Origin of the sequence: Halobaculum sp. CBA1158 (assembly GCF_021431925.1) — an archaeon.
GTDB lineage: Archaea > Halobacteriota > Halobacteria > Halobacteriales > Haloferacaceae > Halobaculum.
Genome location: NZ_CP090371.1, coordinates 993,014 through 1,018,985, shown reverse-complemented (window position 1 = coordinate 1,018,985; position 25,972 = coordinate 993,014). Strand labels below are relative to the sequence as shown.

27 protein-coding genes and 2 tRNA genes are annotated in these 25,972 nt (G+C 69.7%); 10 read left to right on the top strand and 19 right to left on the bottom strand.

Annotated elements, in window-relative coordinates; all coding sequences use genetic code 11:
• The first annotated feature begins 9 nt into the window (after window positions 1-9).
• A complete protein-coding gene (locus Hbl1158_RS05410) occupies window positions 10-729 on the top strand; it encodes a DsbA family protein (protein ID WP_234299038.1) in 720 nt (239 codons plus the stop codon).
• A 334-nt stretch (window positions 730-1,063) separates the two neighbouring features.
• Complete coding sequence (locus Hbl1158_RS05405) at window positions 1,064-1,876, top strand: MarR family transcriptional regulator (RefSeq protein ID WP_234299477.1); 813 nt, start codon at window positions 1,064-1,066, stop codon at window positions 1,874-1,876.
• Window positions 1,877-2,067: 191 nt separating this feature from the next.
• Here the strand turns inward: Hbl1158_RS05405 and Hbl1158_RS05400 are convergent, their stop codons facing one another.
• From Hbl1158_RS05400 to Hbl1158_RS05380, 5 genes are all read right to left on the bottom strand, one after another.
• Window positions 2,068-2,847, bottom strand: coding sequence for an SDR family NAD(P)-dependent oxidoreductase (locus Hbl1158_RS05400; RefSeq protein WP_234299037.1), 780 nt, complete (start codon window positions 2,845-2,847; stop codon window positions 2,068-2,070).
• A 186-nt stretch (window positions 2,848-3,033) separates the two neighbouring features.
• Window positions 3,034-3,591, bottom strand: coding sequence for a winged helix-turn-helix domain-containing protein (locus Hbl1158_RS05395; protein WP_234299036.1), 558 nt, complete (start codon window positions 3,589-3,591; stop codon window positions 3,034-3,036).
• 57 nt (window positions 3,592-3,648) lie between these two features.
• A complete protein-coding gene (locus Hbl1158_RS05390; protein WP_234299035.1) occupies window positions 3,649-4,797 on the bottom strand; it encodes an acyl-CoA dehydrogenase family protein in 1,149 nt (382 codons plus the stop codon).
• Window positions 4,798-5,051: 254 nt separating this feature from the next.
• Window positions 5,052-5,912, bottom strand: a complete 861-nt coding sequence (locus tag Hbl1158_RS05385) for an alpha/beta hydrolase (RefSeq protein WP_234299034.1) — start codon at window positions 5,910-5,912, stop codon at window positions 5,052-5,054.
• An 82-nt stretch (window positions 5,913-5,994) separates the two neighbouring features.
• Complete coding sequence (locus Hbl1158_RS05380) at window positions 5,995-7,218, bottom strand: acyl-CoA dehydrogenase family protein (RefSeq protein ID WP_234299033.1); 1,224 nt, start codon at window positions 7,216-7,218, stop codon at window positions 5,995-5,997.
• Window positions 7,219-7,394: 176 nt separating this feature from the next.
• Here Hbl1158_RS05380 and Hbl1158_RS05375 point away from each other — a divergent pair, with 176 nt between their 5' ends.
• Window positions 7,395-8,474 carry a phosphotransferase family protein gene (locus tag Hbl1158_RS05375; RefSeq protein ID WP_234299032.1) on the top strand — a complete coding sequence of 360 codons (1,080 nt, stop codon included), beginning with the start codon at window positions 7,395-7,397 and terminating at the stop codon, window positions 8,472-8,474.
• A 94-nt stretch (window positions 8,475-8,568) separates the two neighbouring features.
• On the top strand, window positions 8,569-9,540 hold the full coding sequence (locus tag Hbl1158_RS05370; RefSeq protein WP_234299031.1) for an alpha/beta hydrolase: 972 nt from the start codon (window positions 8,569-8,571) through the stop codon (window positions 9,538-9,540).
• Between the two features lie 31 nt (window positions 9,541-9,571).
• Here the strand turns inward: Hbl1158_RS05370 and Hbl1158_RS05365 are convergent, their stop codons facing one another.
• The 7 genes from Hbl1158_RS05365 to Hbl1158_RS05335 all read right to left on the bottom strand — a co-directional run bounded on the left by Hbl1158_RS05365 (window position 9,572) and on the right by Hbl1158_RS05335 (window position 14,228).
• Window positions 9,572-9,988, bottom strand: a complete 417-nt coding sequence (locus tag Hbl1158_RS05365; RefSeq protein ID WP_234299030.1) for a hypothetical protein — start codon at window positions 9,986-9,988, stop codon at window positions 9,572-9,574.
• A 119-nt stretch (window positions 9,989-10,107) separates the two neighbouring features.
• Window positions 10,108-10,503 carry an OB-fold domain-containing protein gene (locus tag Hbl1158_RS05360; protein ID WP_234299029.1) on the bottom strand — a complete coding sequence of 132 codons (396 nt, stop codon included), beginning with the start codon at window positions 10,501-10,503 and terminating at the stop codon, window positions 10,108-10,110.
• Complete coding sequence (locus Hbl1158_RS05355; RefSeq protein ID WP_234299028.1) at window positions 10,500-11,666, bottom strand: thiolase domain-containing protein; 1,167 nt, start codon at window positions 11,664-11,666, stop codon at window positions 10,500-10,502. Before Hbl1158_RS05355 ends, Hbl1158_RS05360 begins: the two co-directional genes overlap by 4 nt.
• Window positions 11,667-11,905: 239 nt before the next feature.
• Window positions 11,906-12,436 carry a 50S ribosomal protein L16 gene (locus tag Hbl1158_RS05350; RefSeq protein WP_234299027.1) on the bottom strand — a complete coding sequence of 177 codons (531 nt, stop codon included), beginning with the start codon at window positions 12,434-12,436 and terminating at the stop codon, window positions 11,906-11,908.
• Between the two features lie 134 nt (window positions 12,437-12,570).
• A complete protein-coding gene (gene nucS / locus Hbl1158_RS05345) occupies window positions 12,571-13,311 on the bottom strand; it encodes an endonuclease NucS (protein WP_234299025.1) in 741 nt (246 codons plus the stop codon).
• Window positions 13,312-13,510: 199 nt separating this feature from the next.
• Window positions 13,511-13,705 (bottom strand): cold-shock protein, encoded by a 195-nt coding sequence (locus Hbl1158_RS05340; RefSeq protein ID WP_234299024.1) that lies wholly within the window; start codon window positions 13,703-13,705, stop codon window positions 13,511-13,513.
• A gap of 208 nt (window positions 13,706-13,913) precedes the next feature.
• The gene (locus Hbl1158_RS05335; RefSeq protein ID WP_234299023.1) at window positions 13,914-14,228 is read right to left on the bottom strand and encodes an EthD family reductase; all 315 of its coding nucleotides are present in this window, start codon (window positions 14,226-14,228) and stop codon (window positions 13,914-13,916) included.
• Between the two features lie 93 nt (window positions 14,229-14,321).
• Between Hbl1158_RS05335 and Hbl1158_RS05330 the strand changes: the two genes are divergently transcribed.
• Window positions 14,322-15,308: a hypothetical protein gene (locus Hbl1158_RS05330; RefSeq protein ID WP_234299022.1), complete on the top strand. Its 987-nt coding sequence runs from the start codon at window positions 14,322-14,324 to the stop codon at window positions 15,306-15,308.
• Window positions 15,305-16,138, top strand: a complete 834-nt coding sequence (locus Hbl1158_RS05325; protein ID WP_234299021.1) for a formyltransferase family protein — start codon at window positions 15,305-15,307, stop codon at window positions 16,136-16,138. Before Hbl1158_RS05330 ends, Hbl1158_RS05325 begins: the two co-directional genes overlap by 4 nt.
• A gap of 141 nt (window positions 16,139-16,279) precedes the next feature.
• Here the strand turns inward: Hbl1158_RS05325 and Hbl1158_RS05320 are convergent, their stop codons facing one another.
• From Hbl1158_RS05320 to Hbl1158_RS05305, 4 genes are all read right to left on the bottom strand, one after another.
• Complete coding sequence (locus Hbl1158_RS05320) at window positions 16,280-16,705, bottom strand: DoxX family membrane protein (RefSeq protein ID WP_234299020.1); 426 nt, start codon at window positions 16,703-16,705, stop codon at window positions 16,280-16,282.
• Between the two features lie 228 nt (window positions 16,706-16,933).
• A tRNA-Phe gene (locus Hbl1158_RS05315) sits at window positions 16,934-17,007 on the bottom strand.
• Between the two features lie 60 nt (window positions 17,008-17,067).
• A complete protein-coding gene (locus Hbl1158_RS05310; protein ID WP_234299019.1) occupies window positions 17,068-17,637 on the bottom strand; it encodes a hypothetical protein in 570 nt (189 codons plus the stop codon).
• Between the two features lie 426 nt (window positions 17,638-18,063).
• Window positions 18,064-18,136: transfer RNA gene (locus Hbl1158_RS05305), tRNA-Val, on the bottom strand.
• Between the two features lie 82 nt (window positions 18,137-18,218).
• Here Hbl1158_RS05305 and Hbl1158_RS05300 point away from each other — a divergent pair.
• The 3 genes from Hbl1158_RS05300 to Hbl1158_RS05290 all read left to right on the top strand — a co-directional run bounded on the left by Hbl1158_RS05300 (window position 18,219) and on the right by Hbl1158_RS05290 (window position 22,366).
• The gene (locus tag Hbl1158_RS05300) at window positions 18,219-18,710 is read left to right on the top strand and encodes a DUF192 domain-containing protein (protein ID WP_234299018.1); all 492 of its coding nucleotides are present in this window, start codon (window positions 18,219-18,221) and stop codon (window positions 18,708-18,710) included.
• Between the two features lie 137 nt (window positions 18,711-18,847).
• Window positions 18,848-20,779 carry an ABC transporter ATP-binding protein gene (locus Hbl1158_RS05295; RefSeq protein WP_234299017.1) on the top strand — a complete coding sequence of 644 codons (1,932 nt, stop codon included), beginning with the start codon at window positions 18,848-18,850 and terminating at the stop codon, window positions 20,777-20,779.
• A gap of 357 nt (window positions 20,780-21,136) precedes the next feature.
• Window positions 21,137-22,366, top strand: a complete 1,230-nt coding sequence (locus tag Hbl1158_RS05290; RefSeq protein ID WP_234299016.1) for a phosphoglycerate kinase — start codon at window positions 21,137-21,139, stop codon at window positions 22,364-22,366.
• Between the two features lie 15 nt (window positions 22,367-22,381).
• Here Hbl1158_RS05290 and Hbl1158_RS05285 read toward each other — a convergent pair whose 3' ends face one another.
• Window positions 22,382-23,458, bottom strand: coding sequence for a type II glyceraldehyde-3-phosphate dehydrogenase (locus tag Hbl1158_RS05285; protein WP_234299015.1), 1,077 nt, complete (start codon window positions 23,456-23,458; stop codon window positions 22,382-22,384).
• A 210-nt stretch (window positions 23,459-23,668) separates the two neighbouring features.
• Between Hbl1158_RS05285 and Hbl1158_RS05280 the strand changes: the two genes are divergently transcribed.
• Window positions 23,669-24,616 (top strand): aminopeptidase, encoded by a 948-nt coding sequence (locus Hbl1158_RS05280; RefSeq protein WP_234299014.1) that lies wholly within the window; start codon window positions 23,669-23,671, stop codon window positions 24,614-24,616.
• 16 nt (window positions 24,617-24,632) lie between these two features.
• Here the strand turns inward: Hbl1158_RS05280 and Hbl1158_RS05275 are convergent, their stop codons facing one another.
• Together Hbl1158_RS05275 and Hbl1158_RS05270 are read right to left on the bottom strand one after the other, a co-directional pair.
• Window positions 24,633-25,127, bottom strand: coding sequence for a DUF6653 family protein (locus tag Hbl1158_RS05275; protein ID WP_234299013.1), 495 nt, complete (start codon window positions 25,125-25,127; stop codon window positions 24,633-24,635).
• A 74-nt stretch (window positions 25,128-25,201) separates the two neighbouring features.
• Window positions 25,202-25,882, bottom strand: a complete 681-nt coding sequence (locus tag Hbl1158_RS05270; RefSeq protein ID WP_234299012.1) for a hypothetical protein — start codon at window positions 25,880-25,882, stop codon at window positions 25,202-25,204.
• Window positions 25,883-25,972: the final 90 nt, after the last annotated feature.

Below are 25,972 nucleotides of genomic sequence, written 5' to 3'. Positions count from 1 at the left end.
ACACCGACCATGACCACGGACGCGAACGCCGCCGATCGAGCAGCCGACGCCACCGACGAGTCGGAAACCAGCTCCCAGGACGAAACGGAGGACAGCGTCGCGATCTACTCGGATTTCGTCTGCCCGTTCTGTTATCTCGGGCGGGCGTCGCTGCAGCAGTACCGGGCCGACCGCGACGAGCGGGGGCTGCCCGACCTCGAGGTGGAGTGGCGGTTCTTCGACCTCCGAGGCCACAAGCGCGATCCCGACGGGGAGATCCGCGACGACGTGGACGACGGCAAGGACGAGGACTACTACGACCAGGTCCGCGAGAACGTCGAGCGCCTGCGCGAGGAGTACGACGCCGACGCGATGCTCGAGTTCGACGAGGTCCACGACGCCGACTCGTGGGACGCACAGCAGGTCGCGCTGGCGGTGAAGGAGTCGGAGTCGTACGACGACGAGACGTTCCGTGCGCTGTACGACGCCCTGCTCGACGCCCACTGGGAGGAGGGCCGAGAGATCGACGACCGCGACACGCTCGTCGAGATCGCCGAGTCCGTCGGCGTCGACGCCGACGACGTACGCGCCGCCGTGGCGGACGACGCGCTGTCCGAGGAGTTGGAGACCCGGTTCGAGGAGGCTCGACAGCGCGGCGTCACCGGGGTTCCGACGTTCACGGCCGACGGGCACGCCGCCCGGGGGGCGGTCCCGCCCGCGCATCTCCGTCGCCTGCTCGAGGGCGTCTGAGTCCGGGCGGGGCGACGGTAGACGACGGCGACGGTGGCGGCGACCGCGAGGACGGGCCGCTCGGCGGCGACGCCGACCACAAACCTACTTGTGTTCGCGCGCCCGCAATCAGATCGTGAGCGACGACGGAGCCGGCGAGTCCGCCGGCGACACCGGCGAGTTCGCCTCCGGGGACGACCGCGAGTCCGCCGACGGGCGCGACCCGACCGATGACCGCGACGGCGACTCCGGCGGGAGCGACGCGAACGCCGACGACGCGAACACCGGCGACGCGAACACCGGCGACGCGAACACCGGCGACGCGAACACCGGCGACGCGGACGGACTCGGCGTCCTGCGGTACAAGCGCGAGGCGACGCGCTACCGGATCCTGGCTGAGATCGCCGAGCGTCAGCCCGCCGTGAGCCAGCGCGAGATCGCCGACGCCATCGGTATCACCGCGCAGGCCGTCTCCGAACACCTCGGTGACCTCGTCGAGGGCGGGTACGTCGACCGCGAGGGTCGCGGTCGCTATCGAGTGACGAAAGAGGGCGTCGACTGGCTCATCACCCGGACGGACGAGCTTCGCGAGTATCTCGATCACGTCGCCGGCGACGTGATCGGCGACGTGGAGGTCGAGACCGCCATCGCCGACGCCGCGATCGATGACGGCGACCGCGTCGCACTTTCGATGCGCGAGGGGGTGCTCCACGCGTCGCCCGCGCCGTCGGCCGGCGACGGCGGCGGAGGCGGTGACAGCGGGTCGGCGACCGCGGTCGCGGTGACGGCCGCGGAGGCCGGGCAGGACGTCGGCGTCGCGGACTTCGAGGGCGTCGTCGACTACGAACTCGGCGCGGTGACGGCGGTCGCCGTGCCGTCGGTGCGCGACGGCGGGAGTCGCGCGGTCGACGCCGACCGCCTCGCGACGCTGGCCGACGGCGCGGACCTGCTCGTGGCCGCCGGCACGGAAGCGCTGGCGGCCGTCCGGCGCGCGGATCGCGAGCCCGACGCCCGCTTCGGGACGGCCGACGCGGTCCGCGAGGCGGCGATGCGCGGGCTCGACGTGCTGTTGGTGGCCGTCGCCGGCGACCTCTCGGCGCACGCCGACGGCCTCCGCGAGACCGCCGTCGACTACGAGGTCGTCGACGCCGCCGTCGCCGACGAGTGACAAATTATCCATTCCGATACTCGAGAGCGAGGATTGAAGTACGCGATCCGAGAGGCCCGGGTATGCGCACAGAGACAGCCGTCCGCGTCCGGATCGGCCTCGCCACGGCCGCGGTGTTCGCGGTGACGGCGCTGGCCGCGCTCGGCCTGGCGAGCATCGCCGTCTGAGCCGGGGTCGGAACTCCGCTCCGGCTACTGCTGGGGCATCTGCTCGCCCTGCGGAACGCCCTGCGCGGCGACCGTCTCGCCGGTCATGTAGGAGGCGGCGTCGCTGGCGAGGAACCGCGCGATGTCGGCGATCTCCTCGCTCGTGCCGATCCGGCGATCGACCGCGTCGCGATCGACCGCGTCGGCGGAGACCCCCATCTGCTGTTCGACGCCCGGCGTCGCCACGAAGCCGGGAGCGATGCAGTTGACCCGCACGTCGCGGCCGGCCCACTCCAGCGCGAGCGTCTCCGTGAGGTTGATCACGCCCGCCTTCGCCGCGCCGTAGTGGCTCATGTACTCCGCGGCGCGCTGGCCCGCGACGCTGGCGAGGTTGACGACCGCGCCGCCGTCCTCCGCGAGGTGCTCGCCCGCTGCCTGCGTACACTGGAACGTTCCGCCGAGGTTGATGTCGACGACTGTGTCCCAGCCGTTCTCGGAGATGTCTTCGAACGGTGCCATGAACGACGCGCCCGCGTTGTTGACGAGCACGTCCAGGCCGCCGAACTCGTCGACGGTCGCCTCGACCAGCGCGTCGACGGCGTCGCGGTCCGTCACGTCGCACTCGACGGCGAGCGCGCGACCGCCGTCCCGCTCGGTGATCGCCTCGGCGACCGGGTCGACGTTCCCCTGTTCGCGCGAGCAGATCACCACGTCCGCGCCGTCGGCGGCGAACGCCTCGGCGATCGCCCGACCGATCCCGCTGGACGCGCCGGTGACGACCGCGACCTCGCCGTCGAGCGAGAAGCGGTCGACGAGGTCGCTCACGCGGCCCACCTCGGAGTGGACTGTGCGGCCGACGACCGATTCGGTACGGTGGGAGACGCCGTGTGCGTCATGGGGATCGGTGCGCGGGCCGTCGACATCAATCCAGGGGGCGATCGGCGAGACCGAGTTACCGATGGTAAATCCGGTCGAGCGGGTCGACGGCCGGAGAGGGGCGTCGAATGGCCCCTACTCCTCGCGCAGGCTCCGGAATATCTCGGGGTCGGTCCGGAACTTCAGGACGTTGTGGACGACGTGGTTTCGGAGGTTCGAGACGACCGCGCCGTGGGCCTTGTAGAACCCGTGTATCCACCGCGACTGGGCCTCCCGGGTCGGGAACATCATCACCGACTTCCATTGGTACTCGCCGTCCGAGAGGAAGTACAGCAGGGTGTGCGGGTCGTCGCGGATGTACGTCATCGCCTCGCGCCAACTGTCGGCGAAGTGCGACGGGTCGAACTTGAACTCGAACAGGCCGAACACGTAGTAGCGCTCGTTCGGGACGATCGCCTCGCGAAACACCCCCGCCTCGCGCATCTTCCGGAGCGTCTCGCTGACGGTGACGTGCGACACGTCGATGTCGTACTCCTCGGCCAGGAGCGCGGCGAGTTCCCGCGAGGAGACGCCCGGGTCGGCGGCGACTTCCTCCAGGATGGCGACGTCGCGTTCGGAGAACTCCCAGTCGGGGGCGTCGTCGGTGTCGGTCGGCGGCACGTCCGTGCCGGTCGTGGGTTCGTCGTCGGTCATGATCGCGGTCGTGGTGGTCGATGGATCGCGCTATCGAGGTGCCGGCGGCACCGTCGGTCAGAATATCTGGTCGGAGATGATGTTCTTCTGGATCTCGGATGTGCCCTCGTAGATCTTGGTGATCCGAGCGTCGCGGTAGAACCGCTCGGCCGGGTGGTCGGTGACGAACCCCGCGCCGCCGTGGACCTGGATCCCCTCGTCCGCGACCTCGACGGCGCGCTCTGAGGCGAACAGCTTCGCCATCGAGGCGAACTTCGCCGCCAGTTGGTCGTTGCCGTCGGCATCGACGACGGAGGCCGCGCGGTAGGTGAGCGACCGCGCCGCCTCGACGTTCGTCGCCATCTCGGCGATCTTGTGGGAGATCGCCTGATACTCCTTGATCGCCTGTCCGCCCTGCTCGCGCTCCTGTGCGTACTCGACGGCCGCGTCCAGCGCCCCCTGGGCGGCTCCGACCGCCTGCGCGGCGACGGAGGTCCGCCCGCCGGCGAAGAACGCCATCAGCTGGTAGAAGCCCTGGTCGACCGCGCCGATGACGTGATCCTCGGGGACGCGCACGTCGTTCAGTCGGATCTCCGCCAGGTCGGACGCGCGGATGCCGAGTTTGTTGTCGATCTTCGTGGGCTCGAACCCGTCGCGGTCGGCCTCGACGAGGAACGCGGTGATCCCGCGGTGGCGCTCGTCGGGAGAGGTCTTCGCCATCACCACCGCCACGTCGGCGATAGTACCGTTGGTGATCCACATCTTGTCGCCGTTGAGCACCCACTCGCCGGCGTCCTCGTCCAACTCGGCGCGCGTCTCGATGCCCGCCACGTCCGAGCCGTGGGCGGGCTCGGAGATGCACGAGCAGGTCGCGGCGTCGCCGGCGGCGACCTCCGGGAGCCACTCCTCTTTCATCCACTCGTCGCCGAACTCCTGGATCATCGTGGTGCCGAAGCCGCGCGCGCCGATGGCGCTCCCGATCCCCGGGTCCGCGCGCCACAGCTCCTCGGTCACGACCGCCGCCGAGAGCATGTCCATCCCCGCGCCGCCGTACTCCTCGGGGATCGTCGGCGCGACCAGGTCGTACTGCGCCGCCTGCTCGACGAGGTCGTGGGGGTACTCGCGTTCCTCGTCGTGCTCGCGAGCGACGGGCCGGATCTCGTTCTCCCCGAACTCCCGGACCACGTCGCGGATCGCCTCCTGCTCGCTCGAAAGCTGGAACGACATAGCGGCTCTGGATTTTCCATCGCTAAATAGCCACCGCCGATTCCCGGACGCGGAGGGATCGTGACGAACGGCTTCGGGACGGTCCGCTGAGGCCCTCGATCACTCACACGATTCGGTCACCGTGTCGTTGGAGATGGCGTGTGTTCACCGGCACGCACGTCGTCGGTCGTGGACGTACGTCTGCATCGGCCGAACGGACGACGGTGTGAACGGAACAGGAGGGGTTCTATCGGGCAGGAAGCGGGCTCGTCGAGTCACTCCGTGAGGAACGCGCGGACCTCGTCGCGGTACGCCTCCGTCCGATCGTGGGTGACCCAGTGGTAGGCGTCGTCGAGGCCGACGACCCGGGCGTCGCCGGCGACGGCGTCGGCGAGCCGGTGGGCGTTGTCGATCGGCTGGAGCACGTCGTCTGCACCCCACAGGCACAGCGTCTCGGCGGTGATGTCGTCGTAGTCGATGCCCGTCGTGTGGTTCGTGTTCGTCGCCACCGCCGCGCGCGCCAGCGCCCGTCGTCCGCCCTCGCGGTCCCAGGGAGCCCGCATGCCCGCCACGAAGGCGGGGTCCGCCTCGCCGTGTGCGCCCTCGGCGAAGAGGAACTCCATGTTCTCGTCGAACTCCTCGTCGCTCCAGCCCTCGACCACCCCGGGTACGCCCAGGGAGTTGATGAACTCCACCGGCCACGAGTCGAAGCAGGCGGCGTTCGACAGCACCAGTTTGCGGACCTGTGCCGGCCGCGCGGCCGCATAGCGCAGGGCGACGCCCCCGCCGATGTCGTGGGCGACGAGGTCGACGGCGTCGTGGGGCGACTCCGCGATCAGGTCGGCGAGCACGCTGGTCTGTGCCCGGACGGAGCGGTCGAAGTCGTCGCTGCGCTGGGAGTTGCCGTAGCCCACGAGGTCGGGAGCGATCACGTGTCGGTCCTCGGCGACCGCGGGGGCGATCCCCCGCCACAGGAACGACCACGTCGGGATGCCGTGGAGGAAGATCACCGGGGGGCCGTCGTTGTCGCCGCCTGCCTCGTAGTACGCTACGTCGAGTTCGTCCCCGTCGACGACGGCCGTCGTCGTCGACTGGGCCGCCGTCCACGCCTCGTGATCCGCGTCGAGTTCCACCATGACAGCCCCGTCGGCGGCGGGGGACAAAAATCGGTGCGGCGGTTACCGTGAACGCCCCCGGATCGCGGCCCGGTTGCGGGCGCTACTCGCCCGGGTCGCCGTAGCGCGTCACGTTCGCCAGTTCGGAGTCGTCCACGTCCGCGAACGCGTCGCGAGCGATCACCCGGCGGTGGACCTCGTCGGCCCCGTCGATGATCCGGAACTGGCGGACCGCCTCGTAGAAGTCGCCGATCGGGAGGTCCTTCCCGATCCCGTTGCCGCCGCACAGCTGGAGGGCGGTGTCGACGATCTCCTGTACCGTGTTGGCGGCGAAGTTCTTGCTCATCGCCACCTGCACGCGCGCCTCCTCTCCCCGGGCGATCCGGTCGGCGGCGTCGCGCACCATCGTCCGCACGGCGTGGAGCTCCGTCTCGGCGTCGGCGACGTCGTGGCGGACGGCCTGCTTGTCGGCGATCGGCCCGCCGAACGCCTGCCGCTCGCTGGTGTAGGCTTTCGCCACGTCGAGCGCGCGCTCGGCCATGCCCGCGAAGCGCATGCAGTGGGTGAGCCGGGCGGGGCCGAGGCGCTGTTGGGCGTGGTCGAACCCCTCGTTCAGGCTCCCGAGGAGGTTCTCCTCGGGGACGCGCACGCCGTCGTACTCGATCTCCGCGTGGCCGACGCCGGTGACCTCGCCGCCGACGTGGGGGATGTCGCGGACGACGTTCACGCCCGGCGCGTCCGCCGGCACGAGGAACAGCGAACAGCCCTCGTACGGGTGCGCGTCCGGGTCGGTGCGCGCCATCACGATGAGCACGTCCGCCTCGCTCCCGCCGGTGGTCCACCACTTGTGGCCGTCGATGACCCACTCGTCGCCCTCCTTCTCGGCGCTCGTCTGGATCATCTTCGGGTCCGAGCCGCCGCCCTGCATCGGCTCGGTCATCGAGAAACCCGAGGAGATGTCGCCGGCGACGAGCGGTCTGAGCCACCGCTCCTGTTGCTCGTCGGTCCCCAACAGCTCCAGGGTGTGCATGTTCCCCTCGTCGGGCGCGTCGACCCGGCACGCCGCGGCCCCCAGCAGCGACCGGCCGGCCTGCTCGAACATCGGCAACACGTCGCGGAAGTCCATCCCCATCCCGCCGAACTCCTCGCCGATCTGCGGACAGAACACGTCGTACTCGCGAGCCGTCTCGCGCAGATCCGCCAGCTGATCGCCGCTCACGGGGCCGTCCCCGAGCACCGCCCGCTCGACCGGGATGACCTCGCTGTCGACGAACTCGCGCGTCCGCTCCGCGAGCGCACTCGCCGTCTCGCCGTCGTCGTAGTCCATACGATCGCGTGCCGCCGCCGGGACAAAACAGTACCCCAGCGCTCGGGTCCACTACGTCCCCGGTATTCCGACATCCCCAGTATCCACCCACCCCTGACATCCCCGATTCCGACAGCCCGATGTCCGTGCTCGGCGGACCCCCGTCGCTTTTGCCCGGCGGTGTGCAACTCCGCCGCATGACAGACCCCGCCGACGGCGACGAGGAGTACTTCAGCCGCCTCGTCGACCCCGAGCGACTCCGCGAGTACCTCGCCGCGGAACTCGGTTCGGCCGACGACTTCGACGTGCGCCGCCACGCCGAGGGCCACTCCAACGAGACGCTGTTCGTCACCCACGGCGACCGCGAACTCGTGATCCGTCGGCCGCCGCCGGGCGAGACGGCCGACACGGCACACGACGTGCTCCGCGAGTACCGCGTGATGGACGCGCTCCAGGACACCGCCGTCCCGCTCCCCGAGACCGTGCTCGCGTGCGAGGATCACGCGGTCGTCGGCTCGGACTTCTACGTGATGGGCAAGCGCGCCGGCGACGTGCTCCGGGACGAGGAGCCGGAGCGATTCGCCGCGCCCGAGCACCGCCGCCGAGTCGGCGAGGAGCTGGTCGACACGCTGTCGGCGGTCCACGCCGTCGACCCCGAGTCGGTCGGCCTCGGCGACTTCGGCCGTCCCGCGGGATTCACCGAGCGCCAGGTCGAACGCTGGGCGAAGCAGTTCAGTTGGGCGTTCGACGTGACCGCAGAGGAGCGCGCTGTGCCCGAGATCGCGGAGGTGACCGAGTGGCTCCGGGAGAACTGCCCCGCGGAGCACGAGCACGCGCTCGTCCACGGCGACTACAAGCTCGACAACGTCATGTTCGCGCCGGGGACGCCCCCGGAGCTGGTCGCCGTCTTCGACTGGGAGCTGTCGGCGCTCGGCGACCCGCTCACGGACCTGGGGTGGATGCTCTCCTTCTGGCGCGACCCCGGGGATCCCGCGCCGGCGACGCCGGAGCTCACCTCGACGTTCATGGAGCGCGAGGGGTATCCGAGCCGTCGGGACCTGGTCGCGCGCTACGAGGACGCGACCGGGATCGACTACGAGCGCGACCGCTTCTACCGCACCCTCGCCGTCTACAAGCTCGCCGCCCTCGGCGAGATGTTCTACCGGCGCTACCTCGAGGGCAACAGCGACGACCCGCTGTACCCGACGATGGAGACGCGGGTGCCGGCGCTGGCCGAGCGGTGTCTGCGGATCGTCGACGGGGAGGAACCGCTGTAGGCGCGCGTCCGCCGTCGCCACCGGCGGCGCGTTCGCACACGTCCCCCGTGGAATCGCCACGCGAACTAAGTTCACGGCCGCCGTACGATCGTCCATGACTCTCCGATCCACCCTCGCCTCGACAGCGAAGTACGCCGCCCTCGGTGCCGGCGTCGCCGTCGCGGCGACGCGGGCGCTTCGGGCGAAAGCCGGCGGCCTCGAACCGCCGCTCGAGGGCGTCCAGCGGACCTATCGCTGGCGCGGCATGGACGTCGCCTACACCGAGGCCGGCGACGCGGACGACGAGACGATCGTCCTCCTGCACGGCATCAACGCCGCCGGCTCTGCGGGCGAGTGGCGCGAGGTCTTCGTCGACCTCTCGCGGGAGTACCACGTCGTCGCCCCGGACCTCCCCGGGTTCGGCCGCTCGGACCGCCCGTCGCTTCGCTACTCGGCGGCGCTGTACGAGGACTTCGTCCGCGACTTCCTGAGCGAGTACCCCGGCGCTCGCGTCGTCGCCTCGTCGCTGACGGGGGCGTACGTCGCCGGCGTCGCCGGCGACCTCGATATCGCGGACCTGACGCTCGTGTGTCCGACGGCGGTCGCGGGGCCGGAGCCGCCCAAGACCGCCGTGCGCGAGCTACTGCGCGCGCCCGTCATCGGCGAGGCGGCGTTCGCCCTGCTCGCGTCGCGGCCGTCGATCCGCTACTTCAACGCCGACCACGGCTACTGGGACCCCGAGAAGGCCGGCGAGGACTGGCCCGACTACGAGTGGCGAACCACCCACCAACCGGGCGCGCGCTTCGCCCCCGCCTCGTTCATTTCCGGGCACCTCAACAGCGACGTCGACCTCGCGAGCGCGCTGGCGGGCCTGGACGCGCCGACGACGATCGTGTGGGGTCGAGAGGCGGACCTCCCGCCGCTCGCGACGGGGCGCGATCTCGCGGACGACGCCGACTGCGAGCTGATCGTCTTCGACGACGCGATGCTGCTTCCGCACGTGGAGTTCGGCGACGAGTTCGTCTCGGTCGTCGCCGGCGACCGCCCCGAGGGTACCGTGAGCATCGAGCAGCAGAACGAACGGTAACGGACGACCGGACCGCCTCCGGAGACGGGCCTCAACTCCGCAGCCACGTCGGAACGTCGTCGATCTCTTGGGGGGAGTTGTGGTACAGTTGTTCGAGGCAGTCCGTGGTGAACTGGACGACGTCTCGTCCGGCCTCCGGGGAGAGCGTGACGACGGTGCCGACATCCGTCCCCTGCGTGAAGTGGAAGATTATCGCCTCGTCGTACATGGATATCGTGCAGTGGTCGGTTCCCAGATCGAACGGGCGATCGGGAGCCAGTTGCCGGTTCTTCTCCCGGTAGTACGCGACGAACTCCGTCAGCTCCTCGTCGGTGTACATGTCTGCCACGTCGTCGCGGAGGTACAGGGCGTCGTAGTCGTCGTCGGAGTAGTGGACCACACCCCGGAGGTATTCGCCCGCCTGCTGTTGCAGGAACTGCACCAATTCGTTCGGCTCGCCCCGAGTCATACCTCACCCACCGGCTGGGGAGGTGATGACTGTATTCCTTGGAGTCGATACTACCGATGTAGTCGGTATCCGGGCCCTCAGCGTCCCGAGGAGACAGACCGGGCGGTGTCCGCCGTCGACTACGCCGGGCGGAACACGACCAGCCGGTTGCCGGTCGCCTCGTTGCGCTCGGCGTCCGGCCGCACCCGGGTTCCGATCGCCACCTCGTCGGCCGACAGCCCGCGGACGACGCCGGTGAGCCGGACGGGTCCGAAGTCGACGACGGCGGTGACGTACGGCGGGTCCTCGCCGAAGCCCGACGGGGCGACGTGGATCTCGGAGAACGTCGCGACCTCGCCGGTGTCGGGCAGCGACGCCTCCGAGAGGTCGGTGCTTCCGCACTCCGGGCAGACGCGACGGGGCGGCAGGCTCCCGTGGCCGTTCGCGCACTCGAGGAAGCGCCCCCCGTCCGCGAGCGACTCGACCCAGTCGTCGAACCCGGTGTCCGCGGGGGCGTCGGCCTCGGGGTCGCTCATTCGGCCACCTCCAGCACGTGGACGACGGCGCTGGCGACCGTTCCCCCCGCGTTGTGAGTGAGGCCGACCTCCGCGTCCGCGACCGCGTCGCTGTTGGGATGGTCGCCCCGCAGGAGTCGGGTCATCTCGGCGATCTGTGAGCCGCCGGTCGCGCCGACCGGGTGGCCCTTCGCCTTCAGCCCGCCCGAGAGGTTCACCGGGAGGTCGCCCTCTCGGGTGGTGTCGCCGCGGCGGGCCGCGGCGATCCCCTCGCCGGGTTCGAAGAAGCCCAGCGCCTCGATGGCCATGACCTCGGCGATGGTGAAGCAGTCGTGAACCTCCGCGACCTCGACCTCGTCGCTCGTGACCCCCGCGTCGTCGTACGCCTCGGCGGCGGCGTCGGCGGCGGCCGGGGTCCCGGACATCTCCGGCCTGTCCTGGAGCGCGAGGCGGTCGCCGCCCTGCCCCGTGCCGGTTATTGCGACCGGTGCGTCGAGGTCGTGTTCCTCGGCGTACTCCTCGGAGACGAGCACGAGCGCGCTCGCGCCGTCGGTGATCGGGCACGCGTCGAACAGGTGCAGCGGGGACGCCACCGGCGGGGAGTCGAGCGCCTCCTCGACGCTCACCTCCCGGCGGTACTGGGCGTACTCGTTGGGGACGGCGTTCGCGTGGTTCTTGGCCGCGACGTGGGCGAGGTCTTCCCGGTCGCCGCCGTGCTCGTCGAAGTACGCCCGGGCCATCAGCGCGTACGCGCCGGGGAAGGTGACGCCCGCGCGCACCTCGAACAGCTCGTCCGCGGCGACCGCCAGCGACTCGGTCACCTCCGCCGTCGAGAGGTTCGTCATGCGCTCCATCCCGCCGGCGAGCATCACGTCGTTCTCGCCCGACCGGACCGCCCGCACGGCCTCCCGAACCGCGACGCCGGCGGAGGCGCACGCCTCCTCGTAGCGCGTGCCCGCACATCGAAGGCCCGCGGCCTCCGCCATCAGCGGTGCCTGGTGGCCCTGTCGCTCGGCGAGCGCGCCCATGAAGTTGCCGTAGTTGAGATGTTCCACGTCGTCCCTGGGGACGCCGGCGTCCTCGAGCGCCGCGAGCGACGCCTCCGCGAACAGGTCGCGACCGGTCCGCCCGGCGTGCTCGCCGAACGGGGTGAGACCGACGCCCGCCACGCGTACTCCTGACATACCCCAGAGTGCTCGGTCCGCGGTCAAATGCCTGCCGGAGTGTGGCGTCGTTGCCGGCGGCGTCCAGTCGTTCACACGGATTCGCGTTGTCGTTTCGAGGACGACGGGGACGAACGAGCGACTCCGGCGACGTGGACGGCGGAACGACGCGATCGACTCGGGCAACGTGAACGACGCGACCGAATACGCCGCCGCTTACGGACTGAGAATCGAGGAACCGCGGCCGCGAGTCCTCCGAGTTACCGGACCAGCAGGTCCTCGCCCTTCTCCACGACGACGCGGAACGGCGGGGACATCTTGTTGTACGCGCGGCGGAACGCCTCCTTGACGGCGTCGGCCTGGTCGACGTCGACGTACGCTGTGAAGACGATCTCGCCGGCGTTCATGCGCGCGGCTGTGCCGACGGGCTTGCCGAACGCCTGGCGCATTCCGTCGGAGACGCGGTCCGCGCCCGCGCCGGTCGCCTGCTTGTTCTCCCGGAGGATCTGGTGGGGGAACTTCCGCAGGACCATCTTGTAGTTGCCCTCGCCGAGTTCGCGGATGAGGTGGCGGTTGGCCGACAGGCGCGCGGACTCGAGCGAGCCGTGTCGGATCTGGACGTCCTCCTCGGTGACCAGCGAGATGTGGACCGGATAGTCCTCGGGGTCGGTGGTCAGGTCGCCCATGTTGTGCTGTGCGATCTTCGAGCCAGGAATACCGGTGACGTAGTCGCGCCGCGTGTACGACGGCTTGTCGATCTTCCGGTACATGGAGGCCGGTTTCTCGGACATGGTTACTTGTCCGAGTCGACGGCGGTGCCGTGGTTAAACCCTACGTTTCGCGGGCCCGACCGTGCGCGTCGGCCGCACGGAGATCCCCGCGGCGGCCGAGTCGCCCACGCGACCGACCCGGTCGACTCGTCTCCCTACTCGTGCTGTTCCGGCGGCTCGTCGGGGGGATCGGCTGCGACGTGTTCGAGTCCGGCCTCGGAGAGCACGTCGCGCGCGCGGTCGGTGATCGACGGCGCGACGAGGATCCCGCGGACTGCGGTGCCGTCGGGCTCCTCGCGCTCGACGGCGCGGACGTAGCGAGCCAGCTGGCCGGCGGCGTCGGGGCCGACGCGGCGACGCTTCAGCTCCACCACGACGGGGCGACCCTCGGCGTCGCGCCCGAACACGTCCACGGGACCGGCCTCGGTCTCGCGCTCGGTCGCCAGCGGCTCGAATCCCGGTTCCACCACGGAGGGATCGGCGACGACGCGGCGCTTCAGGTCGGCCTCGCTGCCGACCACCTCGACGGCCCGCCCGCCGGTGACGCCGTAGGCCGCGAGGTGCTCGACCGTCGAGAAGCGCACGTCGAGCGTCTCCGCGGGCGACGTGCGGACGCTACGGACGCGCAGGCGACCGTCGCTGACGGCCGCGCGGTGCCGGCTTCCCGGCGGCTGCCAGTTCACCGGCGTCCGCCCCTCGTCGGTGTGGACCAGCGCCGCGCCGTCGGGCTTGAGCACCAGCAGGCGCGCGCCCGGCCCCAGCGACGAGGCCGCCCGGCCGTCGTACTCGACGGTGCAGGTGCCGAACACCGAGACCAGGTCCCCGCGGTCGAAGGCGTCCTCGAGCGCCCACAGCGCCTCCCGGTGGGACGGCTCGTGGAGCGTCGTCGCCGTCACGGTACCCCTCGTGCGAGCGCGGTCACGTCGGGGGCTTCGGCACCGATGTGGAAAAGCACCCCGGCGCTGATCCCGAGGGGCGTGGGGCCGCCGCTGGCGAGCGGCCGTCGGGGGCCGTGCGTACGGCGGCACGGTCGCTCGCTATCGGGTGAAAAACGGTGAAAACTGCGGCACGGACTGCGTCCGTGTCGTCGGTGCCTTACAGGCGCTGCAGATTCGTCGCGCGGGGGCCCTTCTCGGCCTCCTCGATGTCGAACTCGACCTCCTGACCCTCTTCCAGGTCAGGGCCGCCAACGTCCTCCATGTGGAAGAAGACGTCCTCGTCCGCGTCCTCAGTATCGATGAATCCGTAGCCGCCGGTGTCGTTGAAGAAGTCGACCTTCCCAGTTGCCATACCCGTTACGTGCGGAGGGCGACGGATAACCCTTCCGAGTCACGGCCGCCCGTGTGAACGCTCCGCGCGCTCCGCCGCGTGACGGCTCGCTGGACTCGCTCGCGTGCGTACCACGGAATTGACGGCGGCTCCGTCGGTCCTCGCGGTCGCTGCGGTCGCGACGGTCCCCACGGAGTCGGGTCGGATTGACGACTCTGATCGCCGGTGTTCACGCCACCTCGACGTGCTCTTCGAGGACCACCCGCTCGGCGGCGTCCATGTCGGCGAACGTCTCGGCGTCGGCGGTCACCTCGCGGCCGATCTCGGAGGCGAACGACTCGGCCATCGCCTCGTCGTCTGCGAAGTACAGCTCCGCCAGCGCGTCGTAAGAGGCGTCGTCGGGGTCGTTCGGGAAGGACACCGTGTACCGCTCCAGACCGGGGAGGTCGGCCGCCAGCGGCGCGTGTTCCTCGAGGTAGTGCTCCCGAAACTCCTCGAACGTCGCGTCGTCTCGCCGTCGCAGGGTGATCGCGAGCTTCGTCATCGGGTCCGCGTTCGCCGACCCGCGGCATAAGCGTGGCCGTGATCGGCGTTACGGGCCGGCTACCAAAGCCGGAGATGCACCACCGACCGCACAGTGCAACCGAACACGTCCCGGCGCGACGCGCCGGGGACGCTGACCATCAGCGTCGAGATCGAGTTGGGATGGGGCGTTCACGACCTCTCTGGGTCGGCCGCGGAACACCTCTCGACGGACGGCTCACCCGAGCGCGCGCACCTCCGGAAGCTCCTTCGAGCGGCCGACGCGTGCGGCGTCCCGATCACCTTCGACGTCGTCGGACATCTGCTCCTCGACGACTGCGACGGGTCCCATTCGGGGCCGTACGAGCCGGGGTGGTTCGACGCCGACCCGGGCACGGACGCCGCCGCCGACCCGCTCTACTACGCCCCGGAGGTCGCTCCGGCTGTGCTCGACGCCGCCGTCGACCACGAACTGTGCACCCACACCTTCTCGCACGTGTTGTGCGGCAGCGTCGATCGTGCGGTCGTCGACCACGAACTCCGGCGCGCTCGGGCGCTCCACGACGAACTCGATGCGGGATCGGCGTCGATCGTGCCGCCGCGCCACTCCCGGCCGCCGAACGACCTGCTCCGCGAACACGGCGTCCGCGCGGCCCGGTACGCGGTCGACACGAGCGGGAACGGCAGGCTTCGACGGCTACGGGAGCTGACTGTCGGCCCGCATCCGCTGTGGGAGCCCGCGGTCGTCGACGGCGTCCTGGAGACGTACTGCACGACGTACCCGTCGCTGACGGCGGCGTCGCTCCCGTCGGGGCAGTCGCCCGCGCCCGCGCCGTTTCGGTCAGTGCCGGCGGCGGTGCGCCGGCGGCTCCACGGTCGGTATCTCCGCCGGAGCACGCGACGGGCGATCGAGACCGGCACGCCGCTGCACCTGTGGTGTCACCTATACGACCTCAGCAACCCCCACCAGTGGGCGGTGGTGGCGGAGTACCTGGAGTTCCTCGCGACGGTTCCCGAGGGGGATCTCCGGATCCGGACGATGGCGTCGCTCGCCGACGAGTACCTCGTCGCGGACGCGGTCGCCGCGGGGGCGTCGCCGTGAGAGTGTGCCTGCTCGCGGCCGGCGAAACGCTCCCCCGGTGGCAGGCGGACGCGCTCGCGCACCTCCTCGATCACACGGACTGCGAGGTCACGACAGTTGTCTACGACGAGCCCGAGTCGGATCGCACGCGCACAGAGACGATTCGACGGGCGCTCGAACTCCGCGAATGGGCCGTCGTGGCGACGCTCAACGACGCGGTCGCGGGACCGATCCCCCACGAGGAGCACGTGCCCCTCTCGTCGGTCGTCGACCGCGGGGCGATCCGCGAGCGCTCGATAGATCCCCGGATCGTCGACGGGTGGAAGCGAGAGATCCCGGCAGGGGTCGCCGACGCGGTCGCCGAGGAGGCCGACGTGGCCGTGCGGTTCGGCTTCGGCTTCCTCGTCGGGGCGATGCTCTCTGCACCGGAGCACGGCGTGGTCAGCTTCCACCACGGCGACCTCCGGGAGTACCGCGGCCAGCCGATGGGCTTCTGGGAGTTCGTCCACGGCGAGTCGACCGCCGGAATCACCGTCCAGCGGCTCTCAGAGACGCTCGACGGCGGCGAGATAGCGGCGCTGAAGCGGGTCGACATCGACGACGCCCCCACGTGGGAGGCGGTCAAGCGCCGGCAGTTCGACGCCTCGGAGGACATGCTCACGCGGGCGGTTCGGGCCGCCGAGCGGGGGGACCTCCGCGAGCCCGCGTCGCTGGGCGACCTCTACAGTCATCCTCGGGGCCGGCCGGTCGCGACGTTCGCGGTCAGGAACGCCTTCGGACGGCTTCGGGAGGTGTTCGGCACCGCCGACGGCGACACGCCGGCCCGTCTGGGGGAAAGCGAGCTTCGATGATCGCGGCCGGCACCCGGCGGGTACGGTCCGCGACTCACGCGTCCGCGGTCCGGTGTCGCGTTCACGGTCGCCGGGTCGCGGTCGCGGCCCGGTGTCGCGTTCGCGATCCTCGGGTCACGCCGCAGCCCCCGCGTCGCACGATCACTCTCTGTCGTCCGGCATCGGGGTCGTGTACCACCACGCCCAGCGGATCAACACCCACTGCAGCGGGAGCCGCGCCCACGTCGCGGCGCGGTAGATCCCGCCGGCCCAGTCGGGGAGTCCCTCGGGTTCGGCGTCGCTGACGGCCATGTTGACGTTCGCCGGAAACACCGCGACCAACAGGAGCGCGATCCCCTTCGCCGCGACGCGTCGCGTCCGCGGGATCAACACGCCGATCCCGAGCGCGATCTCCGCCAGCCCCGACAGGTACACGAGCAGGCGAGGCTTCGGGAGTCGTCTCGGCACGATCCGCGCGAAGGGTTCGGGCGCGAGAAGGTGCAACACACCGGCGACGACGTAGATCGGTCCCATGACGTACAACAGCGGTCGCTTGAGGCGATCGAGTCGGCCTGAGTCGACACTCATCGATCTGTGATCGTGAGCCGGTGACAAGGTCGTTGTCCCTCGACGACGGCTCACTCGTCGCATCGTCGCCCGGAGCAGTATGCCGCCTCCCCGATTTGAACTCCCGAAGACGGTCGCGCTCACTTCGTTCGCGCGCTGCGACTTCCGTGTTCAAATCGTGTCGTGGACGCAGTACCATCGGCCGACGGCTCACTCGCTACGCTCGTTCGCGGTGTCGGCCGGAGAAAATGCCGCCTCCCCGATTTGAACGGGGGACAGCTCGATCTTCAGTCGAGTGCTCTCCCAATCTGAGCTAAGGCGGCGCGTCTCAACGAACCTCGGCGGTATGAAAAAGCGTTTCGAAACGCCGTGCCGGCTGGCGGTCAGAGGACCTGTCGACGCTCCCGGAACGTGATCGTCACGTCGGCCGACTCGACGGTGGTGACGATGGTGATCCAACCGTCCTCCTGTTGCACCTGATACCCCTCCGAGTAGGAGAGTTCGACCCGGCTGGTGCGCGTCACCGACCCCTGCGGTTCCATGCTCCCGACGTCTTCGTTCCCCTGCCAGACGCGGTCGCCGCTGTCGGTGGAGTTGCCCGCGTAGATCTGCGTGAACACCGAGACGTCCTCGGCCGTCTGATCGCGGTTGTTGTCGAGGCGGACCGTCACGTCACGACAGGTCTGTCCGCACTCGTCGATCGACTGGATCGCGAAGGTGTACGGTGGGATCGATTCCTCGCCGCCGGAATCGGCCTCCGTTCCCGAACCGCCGTCGTTCGAGCCGCCGGCCCCGTCGTAGACGGTCCCGGTCGACTGCGGCGTGGCGGTCGACTCGTCGGAGCCACCACCGAGGTCTCCGATCGGGCCGATTCCGGCGACGAACGCCGCCGCGCCGCCGACGGCGACGATCACGACGACCGCGAGCACCGCGACGATGGCCTTGCCGTTCATCGACTCCCCCCTCCTGACGTGCGCTCGTGCATCGACCGGCCGTTCCACGGGGAGGGATAAAAAACGGGTGACGAGCCGCGGCTGTCGTCAGAACTGATCTCGGGCGGAGTTGAACCACGGTCGCAGCGAAGCTGCTCCCTGCTTCAGACTCCGCCTCGCGGAATGCCAGATACGACTCGTTTCACTCGTTGCGAGCGACTTGCAGGGCTGCAGGGCTCAACTTCTGGCACGCCAGACGCCGCCGACGGCTCGTCGCTCCGATCCTCGCGGTGTCGGCGGTAGAACTGGGCTCGGGCGGAGTTGAACCACGGTCGTTCCGCTCGCGCCGAGGTCTCGCTTCGCTCGACCTCGCACTACTCGCTTCACTCCCTGCTTCAGACTCCGCCTCGCAGAACGTCTCGGCGCTCGCTCCGCTCGGCACTCGACTGGGCTCGGGCGGAGTTGAACCACCGATCTCTTCCTTGTAAGGGAAGCGTCATAACCACTAGACCACGAGCCCGTGCCCGGACACACCGGCCGCGGTCGAATAACGCTTACTTTTCCCCGACACGCTTTCACCCGAGGCCACCGACAGTAGGGACATGAACGGTCGGATCTCGGCCACGCTCCTCCTCGTGCTCCTCGTCGCGCTGGCGGGGTGTACCGGCGCGGTGATGAACGCCGCGAACGACGGCGAGTACGACCGAACCACCGTCTCGGTCGTCGACGAGAACGGCTCGGAACTCGGGTCCGTCGACGCCCGCGTCGCCGACAGCTACGAGAAGCGCTACACCGGCCTCTCGAACACCGAATCGCTCGGCGAGGACGAGGGCATGCTGTTCGTCCACGACGCCGAGGCCACCCAGGCGTACGTGATGCGCGACATGGCGTTCCGGATCGACATCGTGTTCGTCGCCGCAAACGGCACGATCACCCGGATCCACCACGCCGAACTCCCGCCCGAGGGGACCGACGAGGGCGATCTGAAGCGCTACCGCGGTCTGGGGAAGTACGTGCTCGAGGTGCCGTACAACTGGACCGACGACGCGGGCGCGGAGACGGGCGACAGGATCGAGATCGCCGGCGACTACTGACGTCTCCGCCGCGAACGCCGCAGACCCCGCGAGCCCCATCGGGTCACAACGGATCGAGAACGGCTCGAGCGCCGATCGGACGCGTGTTTCGATTCGAAGCGAACGGTTTAGGGCCTTGGTGTCGCTGAGAGTACGTAATGAGTCATCCCTCCGACGAAGACGACCCCTTCGAGGACATCCGTGAGAAGACGGAAAACCCGATGAAGCGGTTGTTCTCGGAGTACGGCGTCCCGAACGTTCGGTTCTTCAGCCTCGGGTTCCTCGGGAGCGTCGCCGCACGGTTGCTCGACCTGTTGCCTCCCCTGCTACTCGGACTGGCGATCGACGCGATCTTCCGCAACGACCGCGAGTTCGCGCTCCCGCTGGTTCCGCAGGGGTTGCTCCCGACGGAGCCGAACGGCCAACTCGTATTCACCCTCGGCGTGATAGCGTTCGCGTTCTTCGGCGGGTCGGTGTTCCACTGGATCCGCAACTACGGCTGGAACTCCTTCGCACAGAACATCCAGCACGACATCCGCACGGACACCTACGACAAGATGCAGCGGCTGAACATGGACTTCTTCGCCGAGAAGCAGACCGGCGAGATGATGTCCGTGCTCTCGAACGACGTGAACCGACTGGAGCGGTTCCTCAACGACGGGATGAACTCGGCGTTTCGTCTGTCGGTGATGGTGCTCGGTATCGCGGGCATCATGGTCTGGCTTAATCCCCGGCTCGCGCTCGTCTCGTTGCTTCCGGTGCCCATCATCGCCGCCGTGACCTGGAAGTTCATCGACGTGATTCAGCCGAAGTACGCCGAGGTCCGATCGACGGTCGGCCACCTCAACTCCCGGCTGGAGAACAACCTCGGCGGTATCAAGGTGATCAAGACGTTCAACACCGAGGGCTTCGAGTCCGACCGCGTCGACGACGTCTCCGGGGAGTACTACGACGCCAACTGGGACGCGATCACCACCCGGATCAAGTTCTTCCCCGCCCTGCGGGTCATCGCCGGCATCGGCTTCGTCATCACCTTCGGCGTGGGCGGTTTCTGGGTGCTCGGGGTCGCACCGACGTGGATCACCGGTGGTGGGAGCCTCACGGTCGGGACGTTCACGACGTTCATCCTCTACACTCAGCGGTTCATCTGGCCGATGGCGCAGTTCGGCTCGATCATCAACATGTACCAGCGCGCCCGCGCCTCCAGCGCCCGCCTGTTCGGGCTGATGGACACCCCATCCCGGATCGTAGAGGACCCGGCGGCCGAGGAGCTCGTCGTCGGCGACGGCTCGGTCGTTTACGACGACGTGACGTTCGGCTACGACGAGGAGGAGACGATCGTTGACGACATCTCCTTCGACGTCGACGGCGGCGAGACGGTCGCGCTCGTCGGGCCGACCGGTGCCGGCAAGTCGACCGTTCTCAAGCTCCTGCTCCGGATGTATGACGTGGACGAGGGAAGCATCACGATCGACGGGCAAGACATCCGCGACGTGACGATCCCGAGCCTGCGCCAGTCCCTCGGCTACGTGAGCCAGGACACGTTCATGTTCTACGGGACCGTCCGCGACAACATCGCGTACGGCACCTTCGAGGCCGACGAGGACGCGGTCGTCGAGGCCGCGAAGGCCGCGGAGGCCCACGAGTTCATCACGAACCTCCCGGAGGGCTACGACACCGAGATCGGCGAGCGCGGCGTGAAGCTCTCGGGGGGCCAGCGCCAGCGCCTCTCCATCGCCCGCGCGATGCTGAAGGACCCCGACATCCTCGTGCTCGACGAGGCGACCTCCGACGTCGACACCGAGACCGAGATGCTGATCCAGCGCTCCATCGACAAGCTCACCGAGGATCGAACCACCTTCGCCATCGCTCACCGGCTCTCGACCATCAAGGACGCCGACCAGATCGTCGTCCTCGAGGACGGCCGGATCGCCGAACGCGGAAACCACGAGGAGCTGCTGAGCGAGGACGGCCTCTACGCTCACCTCTGGGGCGTTCAGGCCGGCGAGATCGACGAGCTCCCGCAGGAGTTCATCGACCGCGCGGCCCGACGCACCTCCCGGACGGAGGCGGAAGCGGGCGACGACTGAGGCGAGGGCTGCCGAGGCGCGACGAGGCGCGGTGGGCGCTTCGGAGGGACGGAGAGACGGTCCCGCACCGCTCCGCACCGATCGAAACGGTGTGCCGACCGAGCCGGCTTCGCGACGGTCACGGCGAATCCTTTTATCCGATACCGCACCAGCCCTTCCGATGCGCTGACCGCGAGGGCGCGTCGGGAAGCGGTTGCGTGGCCCGACGGCGCGCCGAGGGGGCACCGAAGCCGCCAGCCGGTTCACCCCCGCCCCGAGCACGGCCACCTGTACGCCACACCGCCGTGCCAGCGACCGCGTTCGTGGTATCCGCTTCATCCGCGTCTTCTAAGTCCGCCACCGCCGACTGGTCGCGTGATGAGCGCCTTCCGCACCCTCGACGATCTTCCACCCGACCAGCGCGTCCTCGTTCGCCTCGACCTCAACTCTCCGGTCGAGGACGGCGTCGTCCGCGACAATCGTCGCTTCTCCCGCCACGCCGAGACCGTCGCGGAACTCGCCGAGGCGGGCCACCGCGTCGCGCTCATGGCCCACCAAGGTCGTCCCGGTAGGGACACCTTCGTCTCGCTGGCACAGCACGCCGACGTCCTCGCCGAACACGCCGGCGTCGACGTGGACTTCGTCGCCGACACCTTCGGTGACGACGCGCTGGAAGCCGTCCGCGATCTCGACGCCGGCGACGTGCTCCTGCTTGAGAACACCCGGATGACCGACGACGAACTGCCGGAGCGGGAGCCCGAGGAACACGCCGCGAGCGACTTCGTCGAGACGCTCGCGCCGGAGTTCGATGCGTACGTCAACGACGCGTACTCCGCCGCACACCGCAAACACGCCTCGCTGGTCGGCTTCCCGCTGCGCCTCCCGAGCTACGCTGGCCGGGTAATGCAGACGGAGTACGAGGCGAATACCGCCATCGCCGACCGCGAGTTCGACGGGAACGTGACGATGGTCGTCGGCGGGGCGAAAGCCACCGACGTGATCGGCGTGATGGAGGCGCTCGACGAGACGGTCGACCGGTTCCTCCTCGGCGGCGTCGCGGGCGAGCTGTTCCTCCGCGCGGCGGGGTACCCGGTCGGTGAGGACGTGGAGACGGACCTCTTCGACGACCAGTGGGACGCCAACGAAGAGACGATCCGCGCCGTGCTCGAGGAGCGGCGCGACCGGGTGCTGCTCCCTTCGGATCTCGCGTTCGAGGGCGACGAGGGCGACCGCGCGGAGGTCGCCGTCGACGACATCGAGACGAAAGAACGCGCGTTCCTCGACATCGGCTCCGACACCGTCGCAGACTACGAGCCCGTGATCCGCGACTCCGAGGCCGTCTTCGTGAAGGGCGCGCTGGGCGTCTTCGAGGACGAGCGCTTCAGCGTCGGCACCGTCGGCGTGCTGGAGGCCATCGCCGACACCGACTGCTTCTCGGTCGTCGGCGGCGGCGACACCTCTCGGGCGATCACGATGTACGGCATGTCAGAGGGGGACTTCTCGCACGTCTCCATCGCCGGCGGCGCGTACATCCGCGCGCTGACCGGGGAGCCGCTGCCGGCCGTCGAGCTGCTCGTCCGCAGCGCCGAGGCGGACTCCAGCGGGTAGGCCGACCCGGTCGCCTCAATCGTCGCCGTTGCTTCGCGGCACCACGCGCTGTCGCTGGCCGTCGAACAGCGACTCGAGGCCGACGCCGAGCGTCTCGTCGGTCGTCGCCATGCTCGTCTCGCGGTCCTCGCGGTTCAGCAGGGCGCGGACCGCGTCGATGTTCTCCGGGATCACGTCGGACTCCTGGTGGATCGACTGGAAGAGGTACATGTCGCGGCCCTCCATCGAGACGGACTCCTCCCAGATGCAGTTCTCCCAGAGGTCGCCGCGGGGCCGGCCGGTGTCCATGGCGAACTCCTTGAGCTTCCCCGTGCCGTCGATCCCGGTTTCCTCGGGGACGAGAAACAGCCGCGATTCCTCAGAGAGTAGCTCTCGAACCGCCTCGGCCGACGGCTCCGACTCCAGCGTGACGTTCACGGAGTGGAGGTGCATCAGCGTCGCGGGCACTTTCACCCCGAGGGTGTCGATGTCCACGTCCGGGAAGATGGTGTTCACGTCCGGACCGTGGTGGGAGGGGATCTCGACGGGGTCCGGCAGGATGTCGTTGATCGGGCCGCGGGAGGTCTGTCCGGGGTCGCCTCCGCGCCGGACCAGCGTGACGCGAGCCTTCTCGACCCCGTACTCCTCACGCAGGGGGGCGAGCAGGCGCGAGAGGCCGGTCGTGTTGCAGGAGACGACCCGCGCCGTCTCCACGTCGTCGCCGGTCGCGGCGTCGTAGTTCGACCGGGCGTTGAAGCTCACGTCCGCCACGTCGGCGTCCTCGCCGCCCTGGAAGATCGCCGGCGTGTCGTAGCGTTCGTACAGCTCCCGGTTGTCCGCACCGATCCCGGACGGCGTGGTGTCGATGATCACGTCGGCGGTCATCACCATGTCCTCGACCTCGCCCGCCAGGTCGATGCCCGCCTCGCGGAACTGGTCCGCCCGGTCGGGGATCGCCGCGTACAGCGGGTACCCCTTGCGGACGGCCGCCTCCGCCTCGAAGTTCGGTCGGGTCTTCGCGACGCCCGTGAGATCCATGTCGGGCTGTGCGGCCACCGCGTCGGCGACACGCTTGCCGATCGTGCCGTAGCCGTTGACGCCCACCTGTATCATTGGCGGGAACTCCTTCGTGGCGGGGGTTAATCGTTACGGGACTGCTACCCCCGAAACAACTACAGATCGAGTAAGGCATCGGAATTCGACCGATACGCGATCGATCGAGAGCTCTCCCGTCAGAAACGCGACGGCGACGATGGCCGACCCCGCCCCCGCATCGCCGACGCGGTCGATAGGTCCAAACCCCCGCGGCGGGGAACGTCGGGTATGGACGAGGAGCTCCGTTCGGCCGCGGAAACGGCGATCCATCAGTGTCTCGACCTCGCGAGCGACGAGTCGCTCGCGGTCGTCACCGACGACGAGCGCGAGGCGATCGGCGAGGCGCTCTACGCCGTCGCCGGCGAGGTGACCGCAGACGCGACGATCCTCCGGTACCCGCCGGCGAGCCAGCACGGCGCGGAGCCGTCCGACCCCGTCGCCGCCGCGATGCGGGAGGCCGACGCCTTCCTCGCGCCGACGACGAAGAGCCTGAGCCACACCCGTGCCCGCGGGGACGCCTGCGAGGCGGGCGCGCGCGGCGCGACGCTGCCGGGGATCACCCGCGAGGTGTTCCTCGCCGGCCTCGACGCCGACTACGAGACCATCGCGCGCCATTGCGCCGACGTACGCGCGCAGGTCGACGACGCCGACGAGATCCGCGTCACGACGGAGGCGGGCACCGACATCACGTTCGAGCCGGGCGACCGCGAGTTCCTGTCGGACACAGGCGACGTGAGCGAGCCGGGGTCGTTCTCGAACCTCCCGGCGGGCGAGGTGTTCGTCAGCCCGGAGACCGCCGAGGGAACCTACGTCGTCGACGGGACGATGATGCCGTACGGCCTGCTCGAGGGACGGGAGCTCCGATTCGAGGTCGAGGACGGCTTCGTCACCGAGATCTCCGACGACGAGGTGCGCGAGCAGGTCGAGTGCGCCGCCGAGGAGGTCGGCCGCGACGCGTACAACCTCGCGGAGTTGGGTATCGGTACGAACGTCGGCGTCACCGACCTCGTCGGCTCCGTGCTGCTCGACGAGAAGGCGGCCGGCACCGTCCACATCGCCATCGGCGACGACGCGGGCATCGGCGGCGACACCGACGCGCCGCTGCACCTCGACGGGATCGTGACCGAACCGACCGTATGGGCGGACGGGGAGGAAGTGGACCTGCCCGAGCCCTGAGCCGGTCCCCGAGGATTCACCGCCCGGCCGTCCCCGCGTCCCATCGCCGCTCCAGCCCCCACACGAACGCCAGTTTCAGCGCCATCGACGCCGCGCCCGCGACGACCGCACGGACCGGCCGTCGACGGTAGGCGGCGTACAGCGCGTAGGCGGTCACGGGACCGGAAACCGCGTTCAGGCGGCTCCACGACCCCGGGGATGTCTCCCCGCGAAGCCACGCCCGCTCGGCGTCGACGACGCGGGTCATCCACGCCGGGTCGTCGCCAACGCGGTCACCGTCGCCAACGCGGTCACCGTCGCCAACGCGGTCGCCGTCGCCCCGGTCGACCCGGGGGAACGCGACGGGGTTCACCAGCGTCCACCCGAGCGCGACCGCGAACAGTCGTCGGTCGCGCGTGTACGCCGCGAGCACCAACAGCGGGACCGACAGGAACCGCGACCAGCCGCTCTTCGGGTTCGCGTGACGCTCCCAGAAGGCGTCGTAGTCGGCGAACCGGCGCGTGAGGTCCATGTCGGCCGAACGGTCCCAGGCGACAAAACCGTGTTCGCGCCCGGAAGCCGCCCGTCGCGTCGGTCCTTCGCGACTCACCCGATCCGTCGGACGGCGTCGAACAGCCCCTGCACCGTCGAGACGGTCTGCTCGTCGTGGGCGTCGGGGTCGAGGTAGAACTGGGCGCGCGCGCCGGCCTGATGCACGCCGGCGACGAGGGTGTGCAGGAAGCGGTACGCCTCCCTGAGGTCGACGTACTGCAACAGCGCCGTCACGGAGTCGAACGCGACGAAGAGGTCGCCGCGGCCGCGCGCCTCCTCGAGGGCGTCCTGCCACTTCATGCACAGTCCGGTGAGGTCCTGCGGGTGGGCCGCCTCCGCGGCGAATGACCCCCCGTCGGCGGCGACCCGAGGGCCCGGTACCTCGCCGCTGCCGGTGGCGTCGACGACCATGTGGCACGGCGGCGACCCGACGGACTCTCGCCAGCGCTCGTGAAGCGTCGCCGGGTCGGTCTCGTAGCTGAACTCCACGACCGTCGGATGTTCGACGTAGCCGGTCACCGCCTGTCGCTTCAGCATCGCGCGACGCTCCGGCCCCGGCGGCGTCAACACCAGTTCCGCGCGCGCCGACCGGGGGCGCTCCGTGTCGTCCCCGGCTGTATCGGCGATGTGCGCGTCGTCCGGACTCGCGTCGACGGCGTCCCCCGCGCCGTCCGTCGCCGCGGCTGCGTCGCGTTCGTCGGTTCGGTCCTGTTCCTCGAGCGAGCTCCCACTCATGCGTGCTGGCAGTTCCTGTGCGAACTCGCCACTTAATCGGATCGCCGACGTTCTCAGTCGCGGTAACGCGATCCCAGGCCTGTAGGCCGA